General features: G+C 60.2%; 23 protein-coding genes, 1 tRNA gene and 2 rRNA genes. 10 read left to right on the forward strand and 16 right to left on the reverse strand.

The window, feature by feature from the left end; genetic code table 11:
• Both AAC029_RS06345 and rrf read left to right on the forward strand, forming a co-directional pair.
• Window positions 1–314, forward strand: a 23S ribosomal RNA gene (locus AAC029_RS06345); the annotation flags it as partial.
• Between the two features lie 93 nt (window positions 315–407).
• Window positions 408–522: ribosomal RNA gene (gene rrf, locus AAC029_RS06350) — 5S ribosomal RNA — on the forward strand.
• A 141-nt stretch (window positions 523–663) separates the two neighbouring features.
• On the opposite strand, the gene AAC029_RS06355 is transcribed toward rrf, so the two are convergent.
• The gene (locus tag AAC029_RS06355; RefSeq protein ID WP_339745263.1) at window positions 664–1911 is read right to left on the reverse strand and encodes a 2OG-Fe(II) oxygenase; all 1248 of its coding nucleotides are present in this window, start codon (window positions 1909–1911) and stop codon (window positions 664–666) included.
• Window positions 1912–2031: 120 nt separating this feature from the next.
• Between AAC029_RS06355 and AAC029_RS06360 the strand changes: the two genes are divergently transcribed.
• The 4 genes from AAC029_RS06360 (at window position 2032) to AAC029_RS06375 (ending at window position 5431) form a co-directional block, all read left to right on the forward strand.
• Window positions 2032–2108, forward strand: a tRNA-Met gene (locus tag AAC029_RS06360).
• 308 nt (window positions 2109–2416) lie between these two features.
• On the forward strand, window positions 2417–3712 hold the full coding sequence (locus tag AAC029_RS06365; protein WP_339745266.1) for an AAA family ATPase: 1296 nt from the start codon (window positions 2417–2419) through the stop codon (window positions 3710–3712).
• On the forward strand, window positions 3709–4383 hold the full coding sequence (locus tag AAC029_RS06370) for an HNH endonuclease (protein ID WP_339745269.1): 675 nt from the start codon (window positions 3709–3711) through the stop codon (window positions 4381–4383). Before AAC029_RS06365 ends, AAC029_RS06370 begins: the two co-directional genes overlap by 4 nt.
• Window positions 4384–4609: 226 nt before the next feature.
• Window positions 4610–5431: a hypothetical protein gene (locus tag AAC029_RS06375; protein WP_339745272.1), complete on the forward strand. Its 822-nt coding sequence runs from the start codon at window positions 4610–4612 to the stop codon at window positions 5429–5431.
• A 13-nt stretch (window positions 5432–5444) separates the two neighbouring features.
• Here the strand turns inward: AAC029_RS06375 and AAC029_RS06380 are convergent, their stop codons facing one another.
• From AAC029_RS06380 to AAC029_RS06415, 8 genes are all read right to left on the reverse strand, one after another.
• Window positions 5445–6581, reverse strand: a complete 1137-nt coding sequence (locus AAC029_RS06380) for a hypothetical protein (RefSeq protein ID WP_339745275.1) — start codon at window positions 6579–6581, stop codon at window positions 5445–5447.
• Window positions 6582–6643: 62 nt separating this feature from the next.
• Window positions 6644–7000 carry a DUF736 domain-containing protein gene (locus tag AAC029_RS06385; RefSeq protein ID WP_339745278.1) on the reverse strand — a complete coding sequence of 119 codons (357 nt, stop codon included), beginning with the start codon at window positions 6998–7000 and terminating at the stop codon, window positions 6644–6646.
• Between the two features lie 180 nt (window positions 7001–7180).
• On the reverse strand, window positions 7181–7417 hold the full coding sequence (locus AAC029_RS06390; RefSeq protein ID WP_339745281.1) for a helix-turn-helix domain-containing protein: 237 nt from the start codon (window positions 7415–7417) through the stop codon (window positions 7181–7183).
• Between the two features lie 95 nt (window positions 7418–7512).
• The gene (locus tag AAC029_RS06395; RefSeq protein ID WP_339745284.1) at window positions 7513–8247 is read right to left on the reverse strand and encodes a hypothetical protein; all 735 of its coding nucleotides are present in this window, start codon (window positions 8245–8247) and stop codon (window positions 7513–7515) included.
• A complete protein-coding gene (locus tag AAC029_RS06400; RefSeq protein ID WP_339745287.1) occupies window positions 8240–9436 on the reverse strand; it encodes a tyrosine-type recombinase/integrase in 1197 nt (398 codons plus the stop codon). The genes AAC029_RS06395 and AAC029_RS06400 overlap by 8 nt, the downstream gene beginning before the upstream one ends.
• A 284-nt stretch (window positions 9437–9720) precedes the next feature.
• A complete protein-coding gene (locus AAC029_RS06405) occupies window positions 9721–10002 on the reverse strand; it encodes a DUF202 domain-containing protein (RefSeq protein ID WP_339745289.1) in 282 nt (93 codons plus the stop codon).
• Between the two features lie 132 nt (window positions 10003–10134).
• Complete coding sequence (gene fghA, locus AAC029_RS06410) at window positions 10135–10968, reverse strand: S-formylglutathione hydrolase (protein ID WP_339745887.1); 834 nt, start codon at window positions 10966–10968, stop codon at window positions 10135–10137.
• Window positions 10969–11024: 56 nt separating this feature from the next.
• Entirely contained in the window at window positions 11025–12140 is a 1116-nt protein-coding gene (locus AAC029_RS06415; RefSeq protein WP_339745889.1) for an S-(hydroxymethyl)glutathione dehydrogenase/class III alcohol dehydrogenase, read from the reverse strand.
• Between the two features lie 172 nt (window positions 12141–12312).
• Between AAC029_RS06415 and AAC029_RS06420 the strand changes: the two genes are divergently transcribed.
• A complete protein-coding gene (locus AAC029_RS06420; RefSeq protein WP_339745292.1) occupies window positions 12313–13182 on the forward strand; it encodes a LysR substrate-binding domain-containing protein in 870 nt (289 codons plus the stop codon).
• A gap of 92 nt (window positions 13183–13274) precedes the next feature.
• The gene (locus AAC029_RS06425; protein WP_339745891.1) at window positions 13275–13538 is read left to right on the forward strand and encodes a DksA/TraR family C4-type zinc finger protein; all 264 of its coding nucleotides are present in this window, start codon (window positions 13275–13277) and stop codon (window positions 13536–13538) included.
• A gap of 24 nt (window positions 13539–13562) precedes the next feature.
• Here the strand turns inward: AAC029_RS06425 and AAC029_RS06430 are convergent, their stop codons facing one another.
• The 6 genes from AAC029_RS06430 to AAC029_RS06455 form a co-directional block, all read right to left on the reverse strand.
• A complete protein-coding gene (locus tag AAC029_RS06430) occupies window positions 13563–14063 on the reverse strand; it encodes a GNAT family N-acetyltransferase (protein WP_339745295.1) in 501 nt (166 codons plus the stop codon).
• 76 nt (window positions 14064–14139) lie between these two features.
• Window positions 14140–15432: a threonine synthase gene (thrC, locus tag AAC029_RS06435; RefSeq protein WP_339745894.1), complete on the reverse strand. Its 1293-nt coding sequence runs from the start codon at window positions 15430–15432 to the stop codon at window positions 14140–14142.
• Window positions 15432–16376 carry a homoserine kinase gene (locus AAC029_RS06440; RefSeq protein WP_339745298.1) on the reverse strand — a complete coding sequence of 315 codons (945 nt, stop codon included), beginning with the start codon at window positions 16374–16376 and terminating at the stop codon, window positions 15432–15434. Before AAC029_RS06440 ends, thrC begins: the two co-directional genes overlap by 1 nt.
• Entirely contained in the window at window positions 16373–18151 is a 1779-nt protein-coding gene (locus AAC029_RS06445) for a homoserine dehydrogenase (protein WP_339745300.1), read from the reverse strand. The genes AAC029_RS06440 and AAC029_RS06445 overlap by 4 nt, the downstream gene beginning before the upstream one ends.
• Window positions 18152–18244: 93 nt before the next feature.
• Window positions 18245–18412 carry a hypothetical protein gene (locus AAC029_RS06450; RefSeq protein ID WP_339745303.1) on the reverse strand — a complete coding sequence of 56 codons (168 nt, stop codon included), beginning with the start codon at window positions 18410–18412 and terminating at the stop codon, window positions 18245–18247.
• Between the two features lie 213 nt (window positions 18413–18625).
• On the reverse strand, window positions 18626–20251 hold the full coding sequence (locus AAC029_RS06455; protein WP_339745306.1) for a phosphoenolpyruvate carboxykinase: 1626 nt from the start codon (window positions 20249–20251) through the stop codon (window positions 18626–18628).
• A 231-nt stretch (window positions 20252–20482) separates the two neighbouring features.
• Between AAC029_RS06455 and AAC029_RS06460 the strand changes: the two genes are divergently transcribed.
• Window positions 20483–21607 carry a DUF2891 domain-containing protein gene (locus tag AAC029_RS06460; RefSeq protein ID WP_339745308.1) on the forward strand — a complete coding sequence of 375 codons (1125 nt, stop codon included), beginning with the start codon at window positions 20483–20485 and terminating at the stop codon, window positions 21605–21607.
• Between the two features lie 26 nt (window positions 21608–21633).
• Here AAC029_RS06460 and AAC029_RS06465 read toward each other — a convergent pair whose 3' ends face one another.
• The gene (locus AAC029_RS06465) at window positions 21634–22527 is read right to left on the reverse strand and encodes a pirin family protein (RefSeq protein WP_339745311.1); all 894 of its coding nucleotides are present in this window, start codon (window positions 22525–22527) and stop codon (window positions 21634–21636) included.
• 94 nt (window positions 22528–22621) lie between these two features.
• Here AAC029_RS06465 and AAC029_RS06470 point away from each other — a divergent pair, with 94 nt between their 5' ends.
• Window positions 22622–24064: a M20/M25/M40 family metallo-hydrolase gene (locus AAC029_RS06470; protein ID WP_339745313.1), complete on the forward strand. Its 1443-nt coding sequence runs from the start codon at window positions 22622–22624 to the stop codon at window positions 24062–24064.
• The last annotated feature ends 102 nt before the right edge of the window (window positions 24065–24166 follow it).

A 24166-nucleotide genomic window follows, 5' to 3' on the forward strand; every position in this document is an offset into this window, starting at 1 on the left:
GTGAGCTGGGTTTAGAACGTCGTGAGACAGTTCGGTCCCTATCTGCCGTGGGTGTCGGAAAATTGAGAGGAGCTGCCCCTAGTACGAGAGGACCGGGGTGGACGTATCTCTGGTGGACCTGTTGTTGCGCCAGCAGCATAGCAGGGTAGCTATATACGGACGGGATAACCGCTGAATGCATCTAAGCGGGAAGCCTCCCTCAAAACTAGTTTTCCCTTGAGAGTCGAGGAAGACCACCTCGTTGATAGGCCAGATGTGGAAGTGCGGTGACGCATGAAGCTGACTGGTACTAATAACTCGATTGGCTTGATCTCAACGATGTTCATGCACGGCGATTGCTTCGCCTGTGCATCAAGCACCTCATAAACAGGATTGTCTCTTCAAAAACATGAAATCTAACGCGCTGACCGGGTGGTTATTGCAGGGGGATCGCACCCGTTCCCATCCCGAACACGACCGTTAAGACCCTTAGCGCCGATGGTACTGCATCTCAAGGTGTGGGAGAGTAGGACGCCGCCCGGTCTGCACGTTAGATTTCATGATCCTCCACACACAATTTCAAACAAATCAACCGCGCTTCGGCGCGGTTTTTTTGTGTCTTGATTCCGGACAAATCTCAGAAAAGTCATGGGAAATTCGACGTCCAGGAAGGTCGAACTTCGCTTAGGCCCGTTCGCGCAACCACAGGCTGGCGAGCAATTTCATCCCCGAATTGACCGGTTCGCCGGCATGCAAACTCATCGGATCGCCGGCGCCGGCCGCATCGGTATTGGCGAAACTCAAAGCATCGCCGGTCGGGCCACTCCAGCGCACGTCGAGGCGCGGAAATACCGTATCGCCGCCGGCGAAATCCTGATTTAGCCGCGCCAGCGAGGTCGCGACACGCTGGCCACGCCGCGCCAGATCGGCCGAGGCGGCATGTCCGTCCTCGGTCAGGTAATCGACATGCGGCCGGTATTGCTCGCCCGGCCGATAGAGCAGCACCGCCAAGGGTTCGCCCTGGTCGAACGTGCTGCCAGCCAGCGCTGCCATGCGCAATTTGATCGCCCACAACACCAGATCCATCGCCCCATCGGGCAGAGCTGCCGTCAGCGATTTCCGGTAGGGATCGGGCCGGGTCTGGCCGGTCGCGGCATCGAAGATCTGTGCCGGCTTGAGCAAAGGTGCCGCCTGCGCCGCGAGATAGTCGCACAGCACCGTCGGCAAGAAGCCCGACCAGCGGGACACAGAGGGTTGATCATGCAGCGTCTGCGCTGCCTGCGGAGTTGCCATGACGGCATTGAGCAAGGCGTCAGCCTCGGGCCAGGCCAAGCTCGTCGGATCATGGCCATTGGCGGCGTTCGGTCCATCGGGCAGGGCGCTGGCCGCAGGCACCAGGGAGGCGCCGAGCGGATGGCCCGAGCGAGCCAGAGCGGCGGCGTGCCGGCGTGCCAGCGGGCTCACTCGCCCAGCCTCGATCGCCAGCCGCAACAGCGCCGCCATCGCGGGCACATTGCCAGCCTCTGCGGCAGCCTCCAGCCGGACGCGCACGGTGCTATCGCCGGTCAGAGCCGAAAGCAAGCCGATCTCGACCATCGCCTGGGCATCGCCGCTTCGGGCCTGGTCGATGCGCTGAGTCAGGGCCGCGCCGGGATCGGCCGCCATGCCGTAACCGCTGGCGCGCACGAAGGCCGCATGCCGGCGCATCGAAGGTTCGTCGGGCGCCGCCAACAGCGCCTCGCTCGCTGCGACCTTGGCACCAAGCGGAGCTGACGGATCCGCACTCATCTGTAAGAGCAGGCTCGCACAGCCGGCATCGCCGCTCGTCGTCGCCGCCCTCAGGCCGGACAAGGCCGCCTCAAGGCGGCCGCCATGCCAGTCGGCCAGGGCGCGATCAAACGGATCGGATGGTGTTTGCCGGTCATCAGTCATGCCCACTAGTTTAGGCCATTTTCCGACCCATCCGTAAAGCGCAGCTATCGCCTTGACGCACCCGCCGCGCCAGCCTACATACGCGCCTCTCCCGAGGGTCACCTTGGGCAGACATCCTGATGCGGGGTGGAGCAGTCCGGTAGCTCGTCAGGCTCATAACCTGAAGGTCATAGGTTCAAATCCTATCCCCGCACCCATAAAAAGGCCCGCCAGCTCAATGAGTTGGCGGGTTTTTTGTTTTTGGGTTTTCGAGGCGTTTGAAAATTTGGAAGCATATTGGAAGCAGGCGGGGAGTTCTCGCCAGGTTTGCCTCGCTGTCAGTTCGTTGCCATCGAGGCGCGTGACGGCACGGGCCTCCGCGCAATAGTCGCCGTTGAATGTGACCTGGTCGCAACGTGTGGCAAGCATTTGAGGTGTATTGGTATAAAATACGTGCTCGAGTAACATGGCGCTCCCGTGGATTGCCAACCTGATCGCTCAAATTTAGCTGGAAGTGGGAAAGATTATGTTTAAGAGGTTAAAGTTGCAGGGTTGGCGTCAAATAGATAGCTTAGATATTAAATTTCATCCTCGCTTGACAGTTATTACTGGGCCGAATGGCTCTGGAAAAAGCACAGCCTTGTCAATTTTAATTAGACATTTCGGATACTCGCGAAATTTGCTTTCCACACCCAGGCAAACAAAGGCCGGCGTTATTGAAAGAATTTTTAGTCTTTTTAAAAGTGTGAATGCAAATATTGATGGGCGCGAAGTTGGAGAAATTACGTATTCGAACGATCAGGTATCGAAGCTGTCACTTCCCAATGAGACAGACGTGACTTATTCGTTATTAGTGAGTCAGCAGTTGAATGTTACGGGTATTCATATTGATTCTCACCGACCAATTTCAACATATAAAAAAATGCAAATATTGAATTTGAATGCAATTAATATCGACGGCGTTCAGGTAGGAATAAATCATATATTTCAACAGTACTATAATAACGGAACTAGACCGGGCCAAGATAGTGTTTTGGATCAAATTAAGATGCATCTATTGTATTTTGTTATGTTTGGATATGATTCGGGTCCTAGAGTTGGTACGAAATTGTATCGCGAGTATTTTGAAGAATTTCAAGAAATTTTGAAAAAAACGTTGCCAAAGGATCTTGGATATACTGGAATTTCGATCGTTAATAACACCGAAATAGTTTTGAATACCGTGAGTGGTAATTTTTTGATTGATGCTTGTTCTGGCGGCATTCTGAAAATCATTGAAGTCACGTGGCAAATATTCTTCCAGTCAAAAGCTGTTGAGAAGTTTGTGGTCACGATGGATGAACCAGAGAATCATTTGCACCCATCGATGCAGAGAACTTTTCTTTCTGATCTGGTGGAGGCTTTCCCGACCGCTCAATTTATTGTTGCCTCTCACAGCCCGTTTATCGTGACCTCTGTGCGCGATTCGTCTGTATACGTGCTGCGATATCTTGATAGCGAATATGAAGAGCGTGGTGGGGCTACAGCGACCCGGGGCGCCGACGACCTCCCGGGCGTTTTCTCTGGTCGCAGAATTCGTAGCGAGCACTTGGACACGGTTAACCGAGCCGGCACCGCATCTGAGATATTGAGAGAGGTATTGGGGGTTCCTGCGACGATTCCCGAATGGGCGGGTGAGCGAGCGAAAGAGATTGTCGAGAGTTACCGAGGGAAGGAACTTACTTCGGCGTCACTGGACGCAATGCACGACGAACTCAAATCAGAGGGCCTTGTCTCCGAGTATCCGACCGCAGTATTCGAGAGGTCTAGAGATCCGTCATGAGGAAGTTGCAAAAAGGGGCGCCTCCAGGGGTATTGGCGTTGAACGCCGAGCGTTGGAAAGACGAGTTGGTGAATGCAAAGGCTGCGGGATATGACCCGACGCCTACGCAAAAGAGTCGTTATCGAAATTCCGCGATAAAGGATGCGTTGATCGCTGAAACATTGGGAAAGTGTGCATACTGCGAAACAAAAGCCCTTCATTCTCAGCACGGTGACATTGAGCACATCATCCCGAAATCAAAGCGCCCCGAGCTATCATTTGATTGGCTCAATTTGACGCTCGCTTGCCGTTTATGTAATGGAAATAAATCGGATTTCTATAATGGCAATGTTGATGAGGATGTAATCAATCCCTATGAAACCGATCCAAGCGAATGTTTTGTTTTCTTTGCCGAACGCATTGTGCCGCTCCCAAATAGTCCGATTGGGTACGTTACGATAGATAAGCTATCGCTGGATCGGCCAGAGCTGGTCGAGGATATTCGAGATCGAATTGATAGTCTCCGAGGCATGATGTTGGCCTACGAAAGTGCGGCATCAGCAGCGATGAAGGATATTATTTTGAACGATATTCGTGAGCGGTACCTGAGTGACAACTGCGAGTACGTCACGTACATGCGCAAATTTTTCGAGGTGTGCTGGCGAGGGGCAAAACCGGCTGCTGTGGTCTAGGCGAATCGTCCCGAAACGCTCAAATCGGACGAGTGATTTCCGTGGAGTTCGCGTGACGCGGCTGATTTCTCATTGCCTTGCGCTTGCGCCATCGCGGTCCTGGAGAACAGGAGTGCGAAGTCGCGGGATCGGTGCGCGCCACAGTATCCTCCGAGTCGGATATGCTGTGATAAATCAAGAGGCGGTTGGGTCGCGTTGTGTGTGAGCGCCGAAGGAGGGTTCAGTAGTGTTTATAATCGACCGTGAATACAGCCGCGCAAATGACATTCACGCCCGCTACGGCGGGCAACGGCAGGGCGGCATCTCCACGCCCGCAAACTTCCCGCTGGTCTTTTTGTTCACCGGTGCTGGCGGGGAACAGTACGGCTATAAGGACGGTTGGGTGGGGAGCGAGACGTTTGTCTTTACTGGCGAGGGTCAGGTTGGAGACATGACGTTCCGTGTGGGAAATCGCGCGATCCGCGATCATGCCCGGAACGAAAAGCAACTAATGCTATTTGAATCATTGGGGCACGGCCGCCCGGTCCGATACCGCGGGATGTTTACCTGCTCAGCGTGGGAGAGTTTTCGGGGGCCTGATCGTAATGGGGACGATCGGGAGTGCATCCGCTTCCACCTAGTAAAAAATCAACCGTCGATGGAATTTATTGCGTCGGGTGGCAATGAGCCGGAGGTCGGCGGCCAGGACCTCGCGGAGCTCAGAAAGCGAGCCTATGGGGCTCTCGCACCCAGCCGCAGCTCAAAACCTGCCGATGCCGCGCAGACCTATCGACAGCGCAGCAAGGCCGTGCGCGACTATGTGTTGGCGCGTGCGAATGGTGTGTGCGAGCTTTCCGGAGAGGCGGGACCGTTTATCACTCGGAGGGGCGCGCCCTACCTCGAGGTTCACCACACGCATCTGCTGGCGGACGATGGGCCAGATCACCCGCGTTGGGTCGCGGCGATTGACCCCACCTTGCACCGCGAAATTCATTTTGGGCAGAACGGGCCGGCGCTAAACGCGTTGTTGATGGAAAGGCTGGCAGAAATCGAGCCTGCAGGGGAGTAAGCGACCGGGTGGCCTAGTATCGCGTGTTCCACGCCTTCGTGCGCTCTGCTAGCTGTGCCTCGACGCCACCTTTCTTGTTGATAGCTCTATCTGCGATGTCGAGTGCTACCTGGTCCAAGACTGCGGGAATATCAGATTCCGTCAGTCCATATGCTGCGGTTTGCGCCAGGATAAGTCCCACTGTTTGTGCTTCCAAGGTCCGTAAATTCGCAGCCCGCAATTCTGCTAGAATTTTAGCGACGTCGACGGACTGGTCATGTGCGATCGATATGCGCTCGAGCTCGTTGTGGCACTCATTCCAGACCGCTGCGTTCGGCCAGCGACCGCGGTTGCAATCCTTTTGCGGAATTGCCAGCCGCGTTTGATGGGCGATTTTTCGAAAAATAAAAGCAGGATCGCGCGTAAACGCTTCCCACGTTCGGCGCCCTAGGGCCTTTTCCAGAGCGTCGCGGCCCGCCCGGAACTCAAAACGCCAAATCGGCGATCTATTGGTCAAAAAAACTGACTGTGGTGTCGTAGCCTTGGCCCAAATATCCCACCAAAAGGTTTTTCTCTTTTCTATAACCTCTAAGCGTTTGTCATAAATGCAAATTTGCGAATTCGGCATTTTTCCAATTCGAATGCCGTTAAATTTATTTCCCCGCATTTCTGCGGAAAATTCGCCGTCGAGCGCCTTTGCCCGGCGTGAGTGGGCAACAAAATTATCCGGTTCGATCGAATAATCCGGAAAAAGAAAATCGAGCGCGTAATCAATTCGGGAAATGCGCCTGTCGGCCTCACCGAAGATCATTCCCAGATCGATGAGGAATTGATCGAGCTTGGTTTTCACCGCATCGAGGCCGTGGACGGCCAAGGGGAGGGCGCGGGATGAAACGCGCACGCCCCAAGGGTCACGCCCGGCGCGCGGCTCCTTGAACCACCACAGCGCGCCCAGCTCGCCCGTATTCACCGAGAAGGTATAGCCGCCGCTCCCGCCGTGGCTCTCGACGAGAAAGGTGTGTCCGGCGAACGTCACCGCTTGCGCGCGCCGCTCCTCTGCCGCGCGTGCCTTGGCATGCAGCAAGGCCGATTGAAGCTCGGTTCCGATCTGCGTGTTGTACGCCAGATCAAGACCATCGAAGCCAGCGTGGAGAAGGGCGGGACTGGTCATTGGCAGGGTCCTGTATTTCTAGAGGGGGGTGATACAGGGACCCCCCTCTAGGTTTCCGAGCGTCAGGCGGCTTGTTCTTGGCGTCGTCGCCATGTGGCAACGCCGATTTCGCCTTCCTTGAAGACGGCGAAGTTCAGCGGGTGCGCAAAGCTCGGATCGTCGAGTGTGACGGAAAGGAAGACGTCTCCGCTGTTGGAGCCGCGATTGATCGTTTTCGACCACGCGCTGCCGATTTCCATCGGCTCACCTTCAAGATCGCGCATTGAGACGCGGTGCGATGGTGCGTCGGGATGCGCATTCGGGTCGCGGATCGCTTCAATGCGGAGGTCCGCCTTGAAGGAGAGCGTGCGGACTTGTCCGCGAAGATCGGACCAGAAGTCGTGTGGGCCGGTCGGTTTCAGAGTTCCAATTCTGGACATGCTTTATTCCTTTTAGTGAGGGGTGAGTTGGCGCGCTTCGCGCCGAGACCGCATTGGTTTTTGGAGAGCAACTGAGCCGCCCCCGGAAGGGGCCAGGCCGAAGCCTGACCCCATTTTCGAGGAGCAGTGCTCTCCAAAAATCCCGCGCGCTGCGGTCAACCGCACGCGGGCAAAAACTCGTTAGCGGAGGATGCCGAGGTCAGAGGTCGACCGGCGGGTGCGCTTGTCGGACCACTCAAGAAGGTCCCGCATCCGATAGCGGATGCAACGCGCAGAAATTTTCACGAAACGGGGGCCGCCGCCGCGAGTGCGCCAATTGCGCAATGTGCGGGGGGATATGGCGAGGTATTTCGACGCGTCATCTTCATCGATGAGCGCGTTTGCGTCAGTCAAAACTGGTGTCTTGGGTTTCTTCATAGCCGGTCTCCTTTGTTTGAACCGGCCTCCTATTGAGCACATTGTGACTCCATGTGCACACGATCTCGCTGACAGGAATTCAGAAAGTTTTGGTGCTATTTATTGTCAGCCCTCCAAGCTCTGACGGCGCTGTTGACGCTCTCATCCTTTACGACGTCTACGAGCTTGAGTGACTGAGCAATGAAGTTGCTAGCGTCAGAGGTGGCGTAAGCCCAGTTGTGATCAACTGTGACCGACCGGCCAAGCGTATCCCGCCAAAAGCCGAGCATGCGTCGGACAAAGAGTTTGAGCCCGAATGCCGGAGGAGTGCCCCTTTTAGCGGGCTGGGCGAATTCTTGAGCCTGCTCTAGAAACGCGATCACTGCCGCGACTTCGCTGGTGAAATGCTTGATCGAGCGAGGCGAAGAAATTCTCGAAAGCTCGTCAGTGCCCGCAATCTGGATTGGAAGCGCTTCCACTCCGCTCACGTCCAGTTGAATGTTTCGAATTTGGATCGCGGCGCTCTCGAAATGAGCGAAGGCTTCTTCACTGGTTGAGCTTAGTTGTGAGTGCAGCTTTCCGAGCTTTTTGAGCAGGTCACCCGTTTCATCAGCGATTTTTTTGGGGAGGTCATTGAATTTTACCCCGACATATTGCTCGTAGTCGCGCGCCGCTCGAGCAAGCTGAAACCAGTATATGTGGATATCGTTTGGGTCGTGGATGGCGCACTCCTCCGCAAGGATTAGAACGCTCTCCTTGTCGATCATCGGGTGCGCCTCTTCGCCTTGCGGCATAACGCCCAGCCGAAGCCATTCTTCTGTAGAAGAAAACTGAAATTGCGCTTCATTCATGGGCGACGACCCTCAGAGGCGAGACGGTGCTTTGCGGAGCATTGCCAGTAAATCCACTAATCAGCCCGTCGACATCATCCGCTGCGCTGCGGGTGACCGCATCGGCAAGGTGGGCGTAGCGGTGAGTTGTCTGTGCCTGGGTATGGCCCAGCAGCTTGCCGATTGTGTGCAGGGAGTGTCCCGCCGCCGCTGCGAGCGAGGCGTAGGTGTGTCGCAGATCATGGATGCGAACTTCGTCGATGCCGGCCGATTTGCGGATGCGTCGCCACGGCTTTTGCAGGTCGGTCGCGTAGTGCCCGTCGACCTTGCCTGCAATGAGATAGGGGTTGCCCGGCAGGCGGGGCAGGGCGGCCAGCACGCCAAGCGCGGATTGGCTGAGCATGACGCGGCGCGGGCCGGTCTTGGCGTCCGGCAGGAGAAGGACATTTCGGTTTACCCATGACCATTTGGCTTTTTGAATTTCTGAAAGACGGCAGCCCGTCAGGAGCAGGAGCTTGAAGGCGCTGGCGACGTGCACCGTTTCGGTCCCGTCGAGCACGCCCTGATCGAGGACGCGCCATAGCGTCTCGATCTCATCAGGGTCGAGATAGCGCTCGCGTTTGATCTCTTTGTATTTCTGGACATGGCGCGTCGGGTTCGATCCGTCTGGTCGCAACCCCCAGACCTCCGCCAGATTGAACATCTTGGAGAGCACGCCAAGGACGCGATTGGCCTGATAGGGTTTGTCACGCAATTCGTGATGGATCGCGGAAACATCGGGCCGAGTGATATCCTGAATTCGCATCATGCCGATCTTGGGGCGAATGAAGATATCGCAGCATCGCTTGTATTCGCGCTGCGTCGATGGTTTGCAGCGCACCGGGACGTATTCGTCGATGAAGCGGTCGCATAGAGCGCCCATGTGCGGCGCGCGCCGGTCGCGGCGTTTCTGGCCGGACGGGTCTTGGCCATGCGCTACGCCGCCCAGCGTCTGCCGGGCCAGATCGCGCGCTTCGTCCGGCGTGATCACGCCGTGAACGCCCAAGCTCACCCGCTTGGTTCGCCCGCCGATGCGATATTGCACGGTGTAGGTCTTTCGCCCTTTTGGTGACACGCGCACGCCAAAGCCGGGAATTTGCACATCCCAGCAGAAATAATCCCGCTCGCTCGGTGTGAGCGCGTCGACGGAACGTTTCGTGATTTTTCCCATGGTCGATTCCGATTTGGAAGCATATTGGAAGCAGTTGGCAGCGCTTCACGGTGTCGGCACGGTGACGTCTGGAGTCGCAAGGGTCAAGGCAAATAATTGAAAACGTGTGATAAATGGCGCTGCAGCGTCGACCCGTGACAACGCGTGACAAGCCCGGACTGTCTCTCATAACCTGAAGGTCATAGGTTCAAATCCTATCCCCGCACCCAAAGAAAAGCCCGCCCGGTCAATGACCTGGCGGGTTTTTTGTTTTTGGGTTGGGTCATGTTCCCAGGCGCAGCCCGCTAAACCTCAGCGTCGAGCTTCTCGCGCTGAATCTTGGCCTTGGTTCGTAGATAGTCTATCAGGCCAACCCCGACTGTCAGGACTGCGACCACGAGCAGGAGCGCTCCGATCCAAGCATAGATCGATTGGGCCTCGGTGAAATGCAGCAAGCCCAGGCCGGTGACAGCCAGGCCCAGCGCGGTCTTGATGTAGGAAAGCAGGGTTCTTCGGTTGGCGAGTTCGGTGCGCAGAAGCGCCAGTTGAACGCCGTCTATTTCGCGTTTTTGTTTCAAGCTCGTCATGAGTGACCTGTGGGGCTGGCAGGAGTTTCGATGAGCGATACGCCTGGTTCACGGAACCGTCACTCAGCTGCGGTGAATACCATCTCGCGCCGATGTTTTCCATGACCGCCCTCCGAAGGAGACCGCCAGACGCTAGGCGCTCAAATGCTTGGCGTGGAAGCGCACATGCTCCTCGACGAAGCTCGCGATGAAATAATAGCTGTGATCATAGCCTTCACGGCGATTGAGCTGGAGCGGATACCCACTCGCCTTGGCCGCCGCTTCTAGCGTTTCCGGTTGCAATTGCTCTTCGAGGAACTGGTCTGCCTCGCCCTGGTCGACCAGCGCCGGAACAGCGCCGGTGGCTTTGCGCATCAACAGGCTGGCATCGTATTGGGCCCAGCTTGAGGGGCTTTTGCCGAGATAGGCGCTGAAGGCTTTTTGTCCCCAAGGTGCGTTGACCGGATTGCTGATCGGGCTGAAGGCCGAGACGGATTGGAAACGATCCGGGTTGCGCAGCGCCAAGACCAGAGCGCCGTGCCCGCCCATCGAGTGACCAAAGATCGAGCGCTTGTCGCTGACCGGGAAGGTGGCTTCGACCAGCTCCGGCAGCTCGCGGAGCACATAATCATACATCTGGTAATGACGATTCCACGGTGCCTGGGTCGCGTTGACATAAAATCCCGCGCCCTGGCCGAGATCATAAGCCTCATCATCGGCGACATCACTGCCGCGCGGGCTGGTGTCGGGGGCGATAATGGCGACGCCAAGCTCGGCGGCGATGCGCTGGGCGCCGGCTTTCTGGATGAAGTTCTCGTCAGTGCAGGTCAGGCCGGACAGCCAGTAGAGGACGGGGACTTTTTGTCCGTTCGCGGTCTGTGGCGGCAGGTAGATCGCGAACCGCATATCGCAATTCAACGTCGAAGAATGATGGCTGTAATGCTTGGTCCAGCCGCCAAAGCTCTTGTTTGAGCTCGTAATTTCCAGTGACATGCTGCACCCTTCCCAAGGTAATGCCGTTTCAGCGCGACCGTCTTGCGGGCCTATTTGTCGAAGTGAATGACGGAGCGAATGCTCTTGCCGGCATGCATCAGTTCGAAGGCTTCATTGATGTCATCAAGGCCCATGGTGTGGGTGATGAAGTCATTGAGCTGGAATTCGCCCTTCATGTAGCGCTCGACATAATCAGGCAGTTCGGAACGGCCTTTGACGCCGCCGAAAGCCGAGCCGCGCCAGACGCGGCCGGTGACCAGCTGGAAGGGCCGGGTCGAGATCTCTTGGCCGGCACCGGCGACGCCGATGATCACCGATTCACCCCAGCCCTTGTGGCAACATTCCAGCGCCGAGCGCATCACATTGACGTTGCCGATGCATTCAAACGAATAGTCGACGCCGCCATCGGTCAGCTCAACGATCACGTCCTGGATGGGCCGGTCGTAATTCTTCGGATTGATGAAGTCGGTCGCGCCGAGCTTGCGGGCGAGGTCGAACTTGCTCTCATTGATATCGATCACAATGATCCGGCTGGCCTTGGCCATCGTCGCGCCGATCACGGCTGACAGGCCAATTCCGCCCATGCCGAAAATGGCAACGGTGGCGCCTTCTTCGACCTTGGCGGTGTTCATCACTGCACCCATCCCGGTGGTAACGCCGCAGCCGAGCAGGCAGACTTCTTTGAGCGGTGCTTCCGGGTTGATCTTCGCCAGCGAGATTTCCGGCAGGACGGTGTATTCGGAGAAGGTCGAGCAGCCCATATAATGGAAGATCGGCTTGCCATCCTTGAAGAAGCGCGTCGTGCCGTCCGGCATCAGGCCCTTGCCCTGGGTCTCGCGGATTTTCTGGCACAGATTGGTTTTGCCCGATTTGCAGAACTTACACTCACCGCACTCCGGCGTGTAAAGCGGGATCACATGGTCGCCGACGGCAACACTGGTGACGCCTTCGCCGATCGATTCAACGATGCCGCCGCCTTCATGGCCGAGTACGACGGGGAAGATGCCTTCCGGATCGTCACCCGACAGGGTGAAGGCGTCGGTATGGCACACGCCTGTGGCGATGATGCGGACGCGCACTTCACCGGCTTGTGGCGGCATGACGTCGATTTCTTCAATCGAGAGCGGTTGGTTCACGGCCCAAGCGACAGCGGCCTTGGATTTGATCATGTCGGTCATCGCGGTCTCGCTTTGCTTCAGATTGGTTGGCGTGCCGCTTGTGCAGCGGATGATGGGACGGGTTTACACTATTCCTGACCCGGCATAATCATGATTTTCTGTAATTCAGTATTGCGTCACGGTAACAATTAGGTGGCGCCCGGCAATGAGCGAGGCGTCGATGTCCAACTGGGAAGGTGTCAGTGAATTCGTCGCCGTCGCGGAGGCCGAGAGCTTCACCGCCGCCGCCAAGCGGTTGGGTATATCCACGGCGCAGGTCAGCCGCCAGGTCGGGGCGCTCGAGGCGCGGCTGGCGGTCAAACTCTTCTATCGCACGACGCGAAAAGTCACGATCACCGATACCGGCCAGATTTATTACATCCATTGCCGCCAGGTGCTCGATGGCTTGGCCGAGGCTGAACGTGCGATCTCGGATCTGCACCAGACGCCCAAGGGCCGGCTCAATCTGACCGCGCCCGTCACCTATGGCGAGAACCGGATCGCTCCGTTGGTCAATGATTTTGTCGCCCGCTATCCGGTGTTGGATGTCAATTTAAACCTGACCAATCAAATGCTTGATCTGGTCGCGGAAGGTTATGATCTGGCGATCCGGCTGGGTCAGCTCGAAGACAGCAGCATGATGGCCAAGCGCTTGGCCAGCCGCGCGCATCATGTTTGCGCCTCGCCGGGCTATCTGGCCGTCCATGGCGCGCCACATACGCTTTCCGAGCTGGACCGGCATAATTGCCTGCAAGGTACAGCCGGCAATTGGCGGTTTCAGGAAGGTGGCAAAGTGCGCCATATCCGCGTCACCGGAAACCTGCGTTGCAATAGCGGCTCGTCGCTGGTCGACGCTGCCCGCAAAGGCATCGGGATCATTCAGCTGCCCGATTATTATGTCGACGCCGAACTGCGCTCCGGCCGGCTGGTCTCCATGCTCGACGCCTATCGCGCGCCCGATGATGGCATCTGGGCGATCTATCCCCACAACCGTCATTTATCGCCCAAAGTGCGCCTGCTGATTGACCATCTTGGCGAAGCTCTCGGTTGAACCGGGCGCGCCGCGATCAAACGTGCTGGCTTGATTTCCCCGTTTGAAGGCCCATCTCAAAGCCTGATTGGAGTTTTGACCGAGGTAGAATGATGGCCGGCGGATGGACCCGAGACGGGGCGGTACAGGATCAGATCGACGACTCGATCTCGGATGAGGTGATGCACGCGCGCAGCAAGCTGCCGACGGGTGAGAGTGCCGAATTCTGTGTCGAATGCGGCGATGAAATCCCCGAACGCCGGCGCTTGGCCATTCCCGGCGTCAAAACCTGTATTCTCTGCCAGTCAGAGCGCGACGGCCAACGCGCCGCCTCCGGCGTCAATCGCCGCGGCAGCAAGGACAGCCAGCTGCGGTAGGCGGAAGCGGGACGTGCACCGGTTTCAAACTGGACCCTGTCCCGGGTGATCTGTCACCTCCACCATCCCCAACCTTGCATAAAATCCCGCCGCCCCGGACGGATTATCTGCGGCCACTTTCAGGTCGACCTCGAAAATGCCGCGCGCCTGGAAGGTGCGGAAAATCTTCTGCATCAGTGCCCGGCCCAGACCGTGGCGGCGCCGGGCGGGCGCGACGGCGATGTCCTTGATATAGCCCAAGCTCCAACATTGGGCGAAGCCGGCGAGTTCGCCGCTGGCTGCGTCCAGGGCGACGAAGCAGAGATCGGGGCGGTATTCCGGATCGGCGCTCAAGGCTGGCCACCAGTCCTCGAAGGCGAGCACATCACCGCCGCCCGGTGCATAGGCGTCATTGAGCAGAGCGCGCGCAGCACGGCCATGGTGCAGCGGGTCGAAGGTGGCGGCCTCGATCCCGACCGGCCAGCGCGGCACGTAATCTGCGGCCGGATCGATGCGTTTGCGCAGATGAATGGCGGTTCGGAGCAAGAGCTGGCCTTTGTGGTGAGCCGGGATGCTACAGGCTTGGCCCAGCGGGTCAATTTTCGCAGCCGCCTGGCGCTGGTCACGCGCTGCAGCCGGCGTCCAGTTGTGCCGTCAACGCTTCGAGACTGGGCGCGATGTCGGTGACATGCACCGGCCGTTCCAGCACTTGCGCGAGGTTGCGCGGTGCGAACAGGGTCTGACCGGTCAGGGGCTCGACGACGTCGGCGAATTTATAGGGATGCGCCGTCGCGGCGGCGATCCAGGGCCGATTCTCGCGCTGGCGCTGGCCCATGCGCGCATGCGCCTCCAGCGCCGTCGCTGTGTGCGGGCAGGCGATATAGCCGCTGTGCTGCCAGGTCTGCGCGATGCGCGCCCTGATGGCGGCGTCATCGACCCGCACCACATCCTCGACCAGATGCTCGCCAAAGCCCACCAAACGTTCGAAATTGCTCGGCGCGCCGACATCCATCGCATTGGCCAGCGTCGCGATCGACTGGCGCGCTGTGTATTGGCCGCTGGCGTACCAGTCGGACAGGGTCGCATTGGCGTTGGTCGCGAGCACAATCGGTCCGATTGGCAGACCGCAGGCGCGCGCCAGCATGGCCGCAAAACCATTGCCCAGATTGCCGGTCGGTATGATCAGGCCGGGCTTGGTCCCGGTGCGATTAAAGACCTCAAGGCTGGCTTGGGCCCAATAGGCCATTTGCGGCAGCAGGCGTCCGATACTGATTGAATTGGCCGAAGTCAGCCCATGGCGGGCGCTGAGGCCGGTGTCGGAGAAGGCGGTTTTGACGAGGCGCTGGCAGGCATCGAAATCAGCGTTCACCCGCAGAGCCGTCACCGGTTCGCGCCAGCAGCACAGCTGCCTTTCCTGGAAAGCCGATATCCGTCCCTTCGGGAACAGGATCACCGCGCGGGCATGGCGCGCGCCCTCGGCGGCACAACCAACTGCACCGCCGGTATCGCCCGAGGTCGCCGCGAGGACTGTGATCGGGTCATCGGCCCTGGCGATCACATCGAAGGCGCGAAACAGGAAGCGGGCACCGAAATCCTTGAAGGCACCGGTCGGCCCGTGAAACAATTCCAGCACCTGCAGGGCGGGTTGATCCGGGTCGGGCGTCACCAGCGGCACAGAGAAATCAAACGCCGAAGCGCAGATTCCCGCCAGCCCGTCCGACAATGGTGAACCGGCGAAGAAGGGCGTCAGCAGGCGGTGGGCCAGCGTGCCGAGATCAGGGTCGCTGGCGAAATCACCCGGCTCGAAGTGCGGCAGGGCCTCGGGCAGATAGAGCCCGCCATCCGGCGCGACGCCAGCGCGCAGGGCCTGGTCGGCAGTGACCAGTGGTGCCTCGTCGCGTGTGCTGCGATACATCACGACACCGCCTCCAGCCGCAAACCATCCGAGATCAGGGGCGCATGATAGGGCGTCGCAGCACAATCTGCTGCGGCAAAGGCGGCCGCCATCGCCGCGCGGCAAGCCTCTGCCTGCGCATCCGGAACCCAGGCAAACACCGACGGGCCCGAGCCGGAGAAGGAACAGCCGAGCGCGCCGGCGGCGAGAGCGGCTGCTTGCACCGAAGTCAGTTCGGGCAGGAGCGGCAGGCGTTGTGGCTCGATAAAGACATCGCGCAGCCCGGCGGCGATCAGCTCGAGATCGTGGCTGGCACAACCGGCCACGAAGCTGGCGATGTTGCGGGCATGCTCGACGGCGATGTCTTTGGCGATGCTGTCGGAGAGGAGTTTGCGGGCGTCTTGGGTCTCGATTTTGCGGTCGGGATGAAACAGGATGCAGGCAATGCCGGCCGGCAAAGGCAGGCGCCGGATCAGCGGCGGGTCGAGCCGGGCCGCGATTACCAGCCCGCCCAGCAGGGCGGCCATCACATTGTCCCAAGGCGGTGGATCGGCCGAGACCCGCTCGCCCTGCATCGCCGGCAGCAGAAGATCGAGCGTCTCAAACGGCGTGACCAGCAAAGCATTGACCGCACCGGCTGCCGCGACCGCAGAGGCCGCCGAGCCGCCCATGCCGGCGCTCAGCGGCACGCCCTTGTCGATATCGATGCGGACGCCGAATGGGGCGCCAGCCGCGTCGAGCACAGCCTTCGCAGCGGCGAGGGCGCAATTGCGCTCCACTTCGGCTGGCAGGCTGTCGACCAGGCCGGAAACCGTGCCCAACCGGACGCCGGGTTCAGTCGTCCGATGCGCGGTGACGCTGTCACGCACGGCATCGAAGGCGAGGCCAAGCACGTCGAAGCCGACGCCGACATTGCCGATACTGGCCGGCGCCGAAGCGCGGGCCGAACTGGGAGCCGATGTCATGCGATTTCTTTCCCCGGCATTCGTGTGGTCTGCGCGGCCAGCCCGGCTTTCGAACCGGTCGTGGCCGCTTGGCTGCAATCGACGCGGCGCTGGATGTCGACGATATCAGCAAACACCGCCTCGGCAGTCGGCCAGCGGCCGGCACCCTTGCCCTGCACATAGAGGGATTCATGGGGAAGTTGAACGAGAAATCCGTTTTCTTCATTACGTAGCCGAGCCAGGCGATGGTCCCGTGGCAGGGCGCGCAATTCGACCTTGGCGACGACGCGGCCATCGCTGCCGGCGGTGCAAGACGCGACCTGTTTGAACACCAGATTCTGCTCCGCCGCTGCCTGCAAACGATGTGCTGGCAGGTGGGAGAGGCTCTCCTTGGCGATCTCGCGCGGATCGAGCGCGACGCCAAAAGCGTGCTGGATGATGATGGAGAGCTTGTCGGCGGCATCATGGCCGTCAATATCGCCGCGCGGATCGGCCTCGGCAAAGCCGAGCGCCTGGGCCTCGGCGATCGCATCCGCAAGCAGGGCCCCTTCGGCGAGCCGACCGAGGATGAAATTGCACGTCCCGTTCATCACGCCCTCCACCGACAGGACTGCGCCGGTCTGGTTCACCCGGTCGAGCGTCTCCAGGATCGGCGCGCCACCACCGACCGCTGCAGAATAGCGCAATTGCCGCCCCGCTTTGGTCGCCAGCGCGTGCAGGCGCTGAAAGTCGAGCGCGATTACTGCCTTGTTGGCGGTCACCAGATGCATGCCGTCGCGCAGGACGGACTGGCTGAGGCTGCGGGCGATCGTGGTGCCGCCCATCGTCTCGACGACAATGTCAGGCTCACCGTCCAGCGCTTCGGCCACATCCGTCGTAAATTGCAGGCCGCTGCGCGCATGCGCGTCGGCATCGCGCACCAGAACCGGGTTGAGCTGGAAACGGCCGGGATGGGCCAGCAAGTGTTCACACACCCCGGCGCCGACCGAGCCATGGCCGAGCACGGCTACCCGCAAGGGTCTGGCGGCGTGACGGACACCGAGCTTGCGCGCCACCGGGCCGATCCGCGTTGCGAAGGCCTTACCCAGCCCGGCAACCTCGATCACGACGCCGAGCGCTTGGGCGGCCTGGATCGCCTTGTCCTGCACCAGGCCACGGCTGACCCGCGCCGCCTCGGCATAATCAAGCTGGTCGAAGCGCTGCGCATCGGGCACGCGGGCCGGGTCATCGGTATAGACACCGTCGACATCCTTGATCAGGCGCGCCCGGCTGGCTCCGAGCCAATGGGCAAACATCACGGCCGTCAGATCCGTGCCGCCGCGACCGAGCGTCACCGGTCCGTCCCGCCCGTCACCGAAAAAGCCCGGCGCGACCACGACATCAGCCCGCTGGAAATACGCCCGCACGCGGTCGGCATCGAGCCCGGTCAGATTGGCATCCAGCGCCGAACCGTCGGCTCTGAGCCCCATTTCATGAGGGTCCAGCACCGCAGCCGCGACACCGGCGCGTTGCAGCGCCAAGCCCATCAACGCCGCCGATTTCAACTCGCCGCAGCGCACCAATCGCGCCAGCATGGCGTCATCTGCGCTCTGCCCGACGACATCACCGACCTCGAACAGGGCATCGGTTTCGCCGTCGAGTGCCGAGACCACAGCGACGACTTTTTCGCCGGCCCGGGTGTGGCGGTAAATTTCATGTGCGGCGCGCGCGTAATCATCGGCGGTGAGCAGCACCGAACTGCCGAATTTGAGAACGCAGAGCTTGGGCAAGGGTGCTGGTCTGGCTGGAGAGTTCACTGGACTGGTCCTTTGGGTGATCTGAAATTCAGGCAAGAAAAAACCCGCTTCCTGGGGGAGCGGGTCGGGGTGTCATGCGGATGTTGAAAACCGCTAGTCCACGCCAACCTGCCCCCGCATCGTCGAGGTGGTCATGGTAATGGTCATGGCAGTGGACATGATCGAACCGGCAGACGCGTTGACGCCATCGCCGCAAGCGGTGCGGCGCAGCATGTCAGGGCGGGTTACGGCATTGAGGGTCATCAGGGTCCGGTCAGGCAAATCCGTGCCCAAAATCAGGCGCGGTGAAATTCTTTTGCAAGAAAGGCGCAATCAACGCCATGGGTCAAACGGTTTTTGTTGCAAAGCTGCATTTGGCGCATCAAGCGAGCGAAAATGTCACGCGCATCGATTGCGGCTTCCCTGGAGCTCCAGGCAGCAAAAAGCCCCGGTCGATGGCCGACCGGGGCTCGTTGGAAAAAGCTGTGGCTTGGCCTATTCGGCGGCGGTTTCCAGTGTCTTCTTCGCCTTTTCAGCGCGCGGCGCGGCTGCGCGGACATAGGGCGCGACGTGGTTCTCATAGGTTTTGAAGTTCTCGATGAACATCCCGACCAGCTTGCTGGCTTGGGCGTCATAGGCGGCCTGGTCCTGCCAGGTCGAGCGCGGATCGAGGATCGCGGGATCGACGCCATCGACGGCAATCGGAACCATGAAGCCGAAATTGGCGTCCTCGCGGAAGGCGGCCTCCTTCAGGGAGCCGTCCAGGGCCGCGTTGAGCAGGGCGCGGGTTGCCTTGATCGGCATCCGCTTGCCGGTGCCATAGGCACCGCCGGTCCACCCGGTATTGACCAGCCAGCAATCGACATTGTGGGTCGCGATCAGTTCGCGCAGCAGGGCACCGTATTCAGCTGGGTGACGCGGCATGAAGGGGGCGCCGAAACAGGCCGAGAAGGTGGCGCTCGGTTCGGTGACGCCCTTTTCGGTGCCGGCGACTTTCGCGGTATAGCCCGAGAGGAAGTGATACATCGCCTGGGCCGGGGTCAGCTTGGCGATCGGTGGCATGATGCCGAAAGCGTCACAGGTCAGCATAACCAGGTTTTTTGGATGGCCGCAGGTGCCGGTCTCGCTGGCATTGTGGATCGCGCTGAGCGGATAGGCGCCGCGGCTGTTTTCCGCCAGGGTGGCGTCGTCGAGATCGAGCTGGCGGGTGATTGGATCCATCACCACGTTTTCAAGCACCGTGCCCCACATTTTGGTGGTGGCGTGAATTTCCGGCTCGGCCTCGGCCGAGAGCTTGATCATCTTGGCGTAGCAACCGCCCTCGAAATTGAACAGGCCATTGGGTGACCAGCCATGCTCATCATCACCGACCAGGGTGCGGCTGGCATCGGCCGACAGGGTCGTCTTGCCGGTGCCGGACAGGCCGAAGAAGATCGCCGCATCATCATCCTTGCCGACATTGACCGAGCAATGCATTGGCATCACGCCTTTGGCCGGCAGCAGATAATTGAGAATGGTGAAAACGGATTTCTTGGTCTCGCCGGCATAGGACGTGCCGCCGATCAGCACCAGCTTGCGGGCGAAATCAACACCGATCACGGTCTCCGAGCGGCAGCCATGGCGCGCCGGGTCGGCCTTGAAATCGGGCAGGTTGATGATGGTGAATTCGGCTTGGAAGTTCTGATACTCGTCCTCGGTCGGCAAGCGCAGCAAATGGCGGATGAACAGTGAGTGCCAAGCGAGGTCATTGACGACCCGAACGGGCAGACGATGGTCCTTGTCGGCGCCGCCAAACAGCTGCTGCACGAACAATTCCTTGCCGGTCATATGCTGGCGGAAATCATCCCAGAGTGCGTCGAAATGCGACGGGTCGATCTGGGCATTACTGTCCCACCAGACCTGGTCTTCGGTTTCGGTATCGCGGACCGTGAACTTGTCCTTGGCCGAGCGGCCAGTATGGATGCCGGTCTTGACGACGAGGGCGCCGCCTTCGGCGATCTCGCCTTCATTGCGGTGGATCGCGGTCTGGTAAAGCCGCGCTTCATTCCAGTTGAGGTGGATCTGCTTGGCCTGAATGCCCATGGCAGCAAGGCCGCCGTCGTGACGCTCGGATGTCGACATATTTACTAACCCCCAATGGCCCTCTCATCTGTCGGAGAGGTCGCCCTTTTTCGCCTGCGGCGTGCCACGGATCAGGTCCGTATGGTCGGCGCGACGCGTTAACTTCTCCGGACAACGCAAGTGTCTTGCCAGTTCCGGCGAACCGTCATGAAATGAGGCGGTACCAGATCAGCTTGATCCAGAAAAGCCAAAAAGGCACGCAAGAAATCGAAATCGAAATCGGAAACCGCTATGTTATCGAAAACAATAATCTCCTGTGCGGCAGCGGCCATCATGGCTGGCACCGCTCTGGCGCAAGCTGACGAGGCGCAATCTATGCCTGATCTTGAAGCGCGCTTCATGACGATGGCGCTCGATTGCGTACAACGGGAATACCCGAACAAGATCAGCCATGTGCTTAGCTCCGATGCCGACGCGCAACCACCTCACAGTCTGCATCCGGCCTTTTATGGCTGTTTCGATTGGCACTCCTCGGTTCACGGCCATTGGCTGCTGGTGCGCCTGTTGCGCACCATGCCCGAGAGCGAGCTGACCCAGGCTGCGGCGGCGGCGCTCGATGCCAATCTGACGCCGGAACATATCGCCGGTGAGATCGCGTATTTCGAGGCCGATGGACGCGCGGCCTTTGAGCGCCCCTATGGCCTGGCCTGGCTGCTCCAGCTTGGCGCTGAATTGCGCGAATGGGACGATCCGCGCGCCCGCCGCTGGAGCGCCGCGATCGCGCCGCTCGAACAGACCGTCTCAGACCGATACAGGAGCTGGTTGCCCAATCTGGCGTATCCGATCCGGATCGGAACCCACAATCAGTCCGCCTTTGCCCTCGCGCTCGGCCTCGATTGGGCCCGCGAGGCCGGCGATGTCGAACTGGAGCGATTGATCGTCACCAAGGCGATTGAGTTTCACGCCGAGGATCGCAATTGCCCGATCAGCTATGAGCCCTCTGGAGAGGATTTTCTCTCACCCTGCCTGATGGAAGCGGATCTGATGCGGCGCGTCATGCCCGAGGCGGACTATGTGGTCTGGCTTGAGGGCTTCCTGCCGGATATCCCGCTGGACGGCGCCTCCGATTGGCTGACGCCCGGCATCGTGCTCGACGCCAGCGATGGCAAGCTGGTCCATCTCGACGGGGTCAACCTGTCCCGCGCCTGGGCGCTTGAGGGGATTGCTTCGGCCTTGCCGCACACCGATCCGCGCCGTGCCGCCTTGCTGGCGGCAGCGGCGGTCCATGCCGAGGTCGGGACCCGCTCGGTTGATGGTGCCGACTATGCCGGCGGCCACTGGCTGGCCAGTTTCGCGACCTATCTGACGACCCGGCGCGGGCTGGAAGCGCCGGCCTGGCGCGCCCTGCCAGAATAGTCTGGCGGAATAGTCAGGCGGAGCTATTACTTCGGCAGAGGTGTGTGTTCGGTTTCTGTGGCGGGCAGGGTGAAGCGCCCGTCCGCCGGGAAGTCGGCTGCTGCGGCCTCGGTCCAGTCGCGCTTGGCCTGATCGAGCCGGGCGGCATCGCTGGCGACGAAATTCCAGAAGATCTGCCGTTCGCCCAGGGAAGCGCCGCCGCACAGCATCACAATGCTGGACTCATTGGCGCTCAACACCGGCGCGCTACCGGCTGTGATTACGGCCATTTCGCCGGCCCGCAATATTTCGCCATCGAGCTCGACCTCGCCGCTGACGAGATAGACGGCGCGTTCATCGTGTTCGATATCGAGTTTGGCTTCGGTGCCGGTGGGCATGTTGGCGTGCAGATAGAAAATTGGCGAGAACACCTCGACCGGCGCCTCAAACCCCCAGGCTGTTCCGAGGATCAGGCGGAAGCGGACACCGCCGCGCTCGAACTCCGGCAGGCTGGCGGCACCATGATGGTGAAAGGCTGGCGCGACGTCTTCCTGATCGGCCGGCAAGGCAACCCAGGTCTGGATGCCGTGGATGCGATGGCCGCGGGCGCGTTCCGGCGGCGGCGTGCGTTCGGAGTGGACAACGCCGCGCCCGGCCGTCATCCAGTTGACATCGCCGGGACGGATGACGGCATCAACCCCCAGATTGTCCTGGTGGCGCAGGGCGCCATCGAACAGATAAGTCACGGTCGCCAGGCCGATATGCGGATGCGGGCGGACATCAATCCCGGTTCCCGGCTCAAAGGCCGCTGGCCCCATCTGGTCGAAAAAGATGAAGGGGCCGACCATGCGCTGGCGCGGCGCCGGCAGCACGCGCCGGACCTCGAAACCGCCGAGATCGCGGGTGCGACCTTCAATTTTCCGTTCGATTATGGCCGTCATTGTGATGCCTCCGTCAGGCTTGGACTGATGGCAACCGCTTGCGCAGCGCGTTTCAATACTCATTATGCCAGCATCAATGTGTGGGGAGGTCTTCATGAAATCAATTATCGCAGCTGCTGCAGCCTTGATGCTGACGGGCGGCGTGTTCGCCCAGGACACGTTCGAAATCGAGCCGGCACAGGCCGCAACGGCCGATGTGCTGGTCAACCAGGCGCTCGACAGCGATCTGGCCTGGTCGGTTGTTGAGTCGCTGACGACTGAAGTCGGACCGCGCCTGGCCGGGTCCGAAGCGGAAGCGCGCGCCCGTGCCTGGGGCGAGGCGCTGGGTAATTCGCTGAACTTCGACCGCGTCGCGGTGGAAAACTTCACCATGCCGTTCTGGGATCGCGGCGAACTCGAAATTTCGATGACCGCACCCTATAATCTGGCGCTGCACGGCGCGGCTCTGGGCGGCTCGGGCCGCTCGCCGCGCCTCGGTGCGATCAACAGCGACGTCGTCTATTTCCGCAATGTCGCCGCGCTGATGGCCGTCGCTGACGGATCGCTTGAGGGCAAGATCGCCTTCGTCGATGGCGACCCGCTTGTCGCCACCCAGACCGGTGCCGGTTATGGCCCCGCCAATCAACGCCGCCGCATTGGCTGGCAGCATGCTGAACGTGCCGGTGCCGACGCCATCGTCGTCCGCTCGGTTGGCTCGGACCATCACCGCAACCCGCATACCGGCATGATCAGCTCGCGCGACGGCGAATGGGCCCGCATTCCGGTTATCGCGATCTCCAATCCCGATGCCGACCAGCTGCGCCGCCTGCATGAGAACGGCACGCCACTGGCGATGCATATCCGCTCAACCGCCGGCTGGCATGGCGAAGTCACCAGCGGCAATGTCGTGATGGATATTGTCGGCAGCGAATTGCCCGACGAGATTGTGCTGATTGGTGGCCATCTCGACAGTTGGGATATCGGCACGGGCGCCATTGATGACGGGGCCGGGATCGCGATCTCGGTTGCCGCCGCCGAACTGATCGCCCGTCTGCCCGAGCGTCCGCGTCGCACCATCCGCGTCGTGATGTTTGGTGCCGAGGAAGTCGGCCTGCTGGGCGCCCGCGCCTATGCCGAACAACATGCCGACGAATTGCCCAATCACGTACTGGCCACTGAGTCCGATTTCGGGGCCGGCCGCATCTGGCAATTCGTCTCCAATGTCGACGCCGCGGCCAATCCGGCAATCGATGCCATTGGCCGCGTCATGGCGCCGCTGGGCATTTTGCGCGGGGGCAATGAGGACGGCGAGAGTGGACCGGACATCATCCCGATGGCGATGAATGGCGTGCCGACGGTCGGATTGAGTCAGGACGGGATGGATTATTTCAATCTGCACCACACCCCGGACGACACCCTCGACAAGATCGATCCCGACGCGCTGGCCCAAAATGTCGCCGCCTATGTTGCGCTCGTCTATCTGGCGGCCAATATGGATGTCGACTTCCGTACGCCCGCCGAGGCGTCTGACGTCGAGGAAAACGCGGCCGAGCAATAGGCGCTACACAGCGCCAGGCAAGTAGTCACTGAACGGCAGACCTCCGATAGTCTAACGGGGGTCTGCCGGCAGGTTTGCGACACGTGCGGTCAGGAGGCGCAG

It is taken from the genome of uncultured Maricaulis sp. (assembly GCF_963975345.1).
Taxonomy (GTDB): Bacteria; Pseudomonadota; Alphaproteobacteria; order Caulobacterales; family Maricaulaceae; genus Maricaulis.

Excerpts from the sequence above, each read along its gene's own strand:
- AAC029_RS06355 (WP_339745263.1), bottom strand. The coding sequence starts at position 1,911 with ATGACTGATGACCGGCAAACACCATCCGATCCGTTTGATCGCGCCCTG.
- AAC029_RS06365 (WP_339745266.1), top strand. The coding sequence starts at position 2,417 with ATGTTTAAGAGGTTAAAGTTGCAGGGTTGGCGTCAAATAGATAGCTTA.
- AAC029_RS06370 (WP_339745269.1), top strand. The coding sequence starts at position 3,709 with ATGAGGAAGTTGCAAAAAGGGGCGCCTCCAGGGGTATTGGCGTTGAAC.
- AAC029_RS06380 (WP_339745275.1), bottom strand. The coding sequence starts at position 6,581 with ATGACCAGTCCCGCCCTTCTCCACGCTGGCTTCGATGGTCTTGATCTG.
- AAC029_RS06385 (WP_339745278.1), bottom strand. The coding sequence starts at position 7,000 with ATGTCCAGAATTGGAACTCTGAAACCGACCGGCCCACACGACTTCTGG.
- AAC029_RS06390 (WP_339745281.1), bottom strand. The coding sequence starts at position 7,417 with ATGAAGAAACCCAAGACACCAGTTTTGACTGACGCAAACGCGCTCATC.
- AAC029_RS06395 (WP_339745284.1), bottom strand. The coding sequence starts at position 8,247 with ATGAATGAAGCGCAATTTCAGTTTTCTTCTACAGAAGAATGGCTTCGG.
- AAC029_RS06400 (WP_339745287.1), bottom strand. The coding sequence starts at position 9,436 with ATGGGAAAAATCACGAAACGTTCCGTCGACGCGCTCACACCGAGCGAG.
- AAC029_RS06405 (WP_339745289.1), bottom strand. The coding sequence starts at position 10,002 with ATGACGAGCTTGAAACAAAAACGCGAAATAGACGGCGTTCAACTGGCG.
- AAC029_RS06420 (WP_339745292.1), top strand. The coding sequence starts at position 12,313 with ATGTCCAACTGGGAAGGTGTCAGTGAATTCGTCGCCGTCGCGGAGGCC.
- AAC029_RS06425 (WP_339745891.1), top strand. The coding sequence starts at position 13,275 with ATGGCCGGCGGATGGACCCGAGACGGGGCGGTACAGGATCAGATCGAC.
- thrC (WP_339745894.1), bottom strand. The coding sequence starts at position 15,432 with ATGTATCGCAGCACACGCGACGAGGCACCACTGGTCACTGCCGACCAG.
- AAC029_RS06440 (WP_339745298.1), bottom strand. The coding sequence starts at position 16,376 with ATGACATCGGCTCCCAGTTCGGCCCGCGCTTCGGCGCCGGCCAGTATC.
- AAC029_RS06455 (WP_339745306.1), bottom strand. The coding sequence starts at position 20,251 with ATGTCGACATCCGAGCGTCACGACGGCGGCCTTGCTGCCATGGGCATT.
- AAC029_RS06460 (WP_339745308.1), top strand. The coding sequence starts at position 20,483 with ATGTTATCGAAAACAATAATCTCCTGTGCGGCAGCGGCCATCATGGCT.
- AAC029_RS06465 (WP_339745311.1), bottom strand. The coding sequence starts at position 22,527 with ATGACGGCCATAATCGAACGGAAAATTGAAGGTCGCACCCGCGATCTC.
- AAC029_RS06470 (WP_339745313.1), top strand. The coding sequence starts at position 22,622 with ATGAAATCAATTATCGCAGCTGCTGCAGCCTTGATGCTGACGGGCGGC.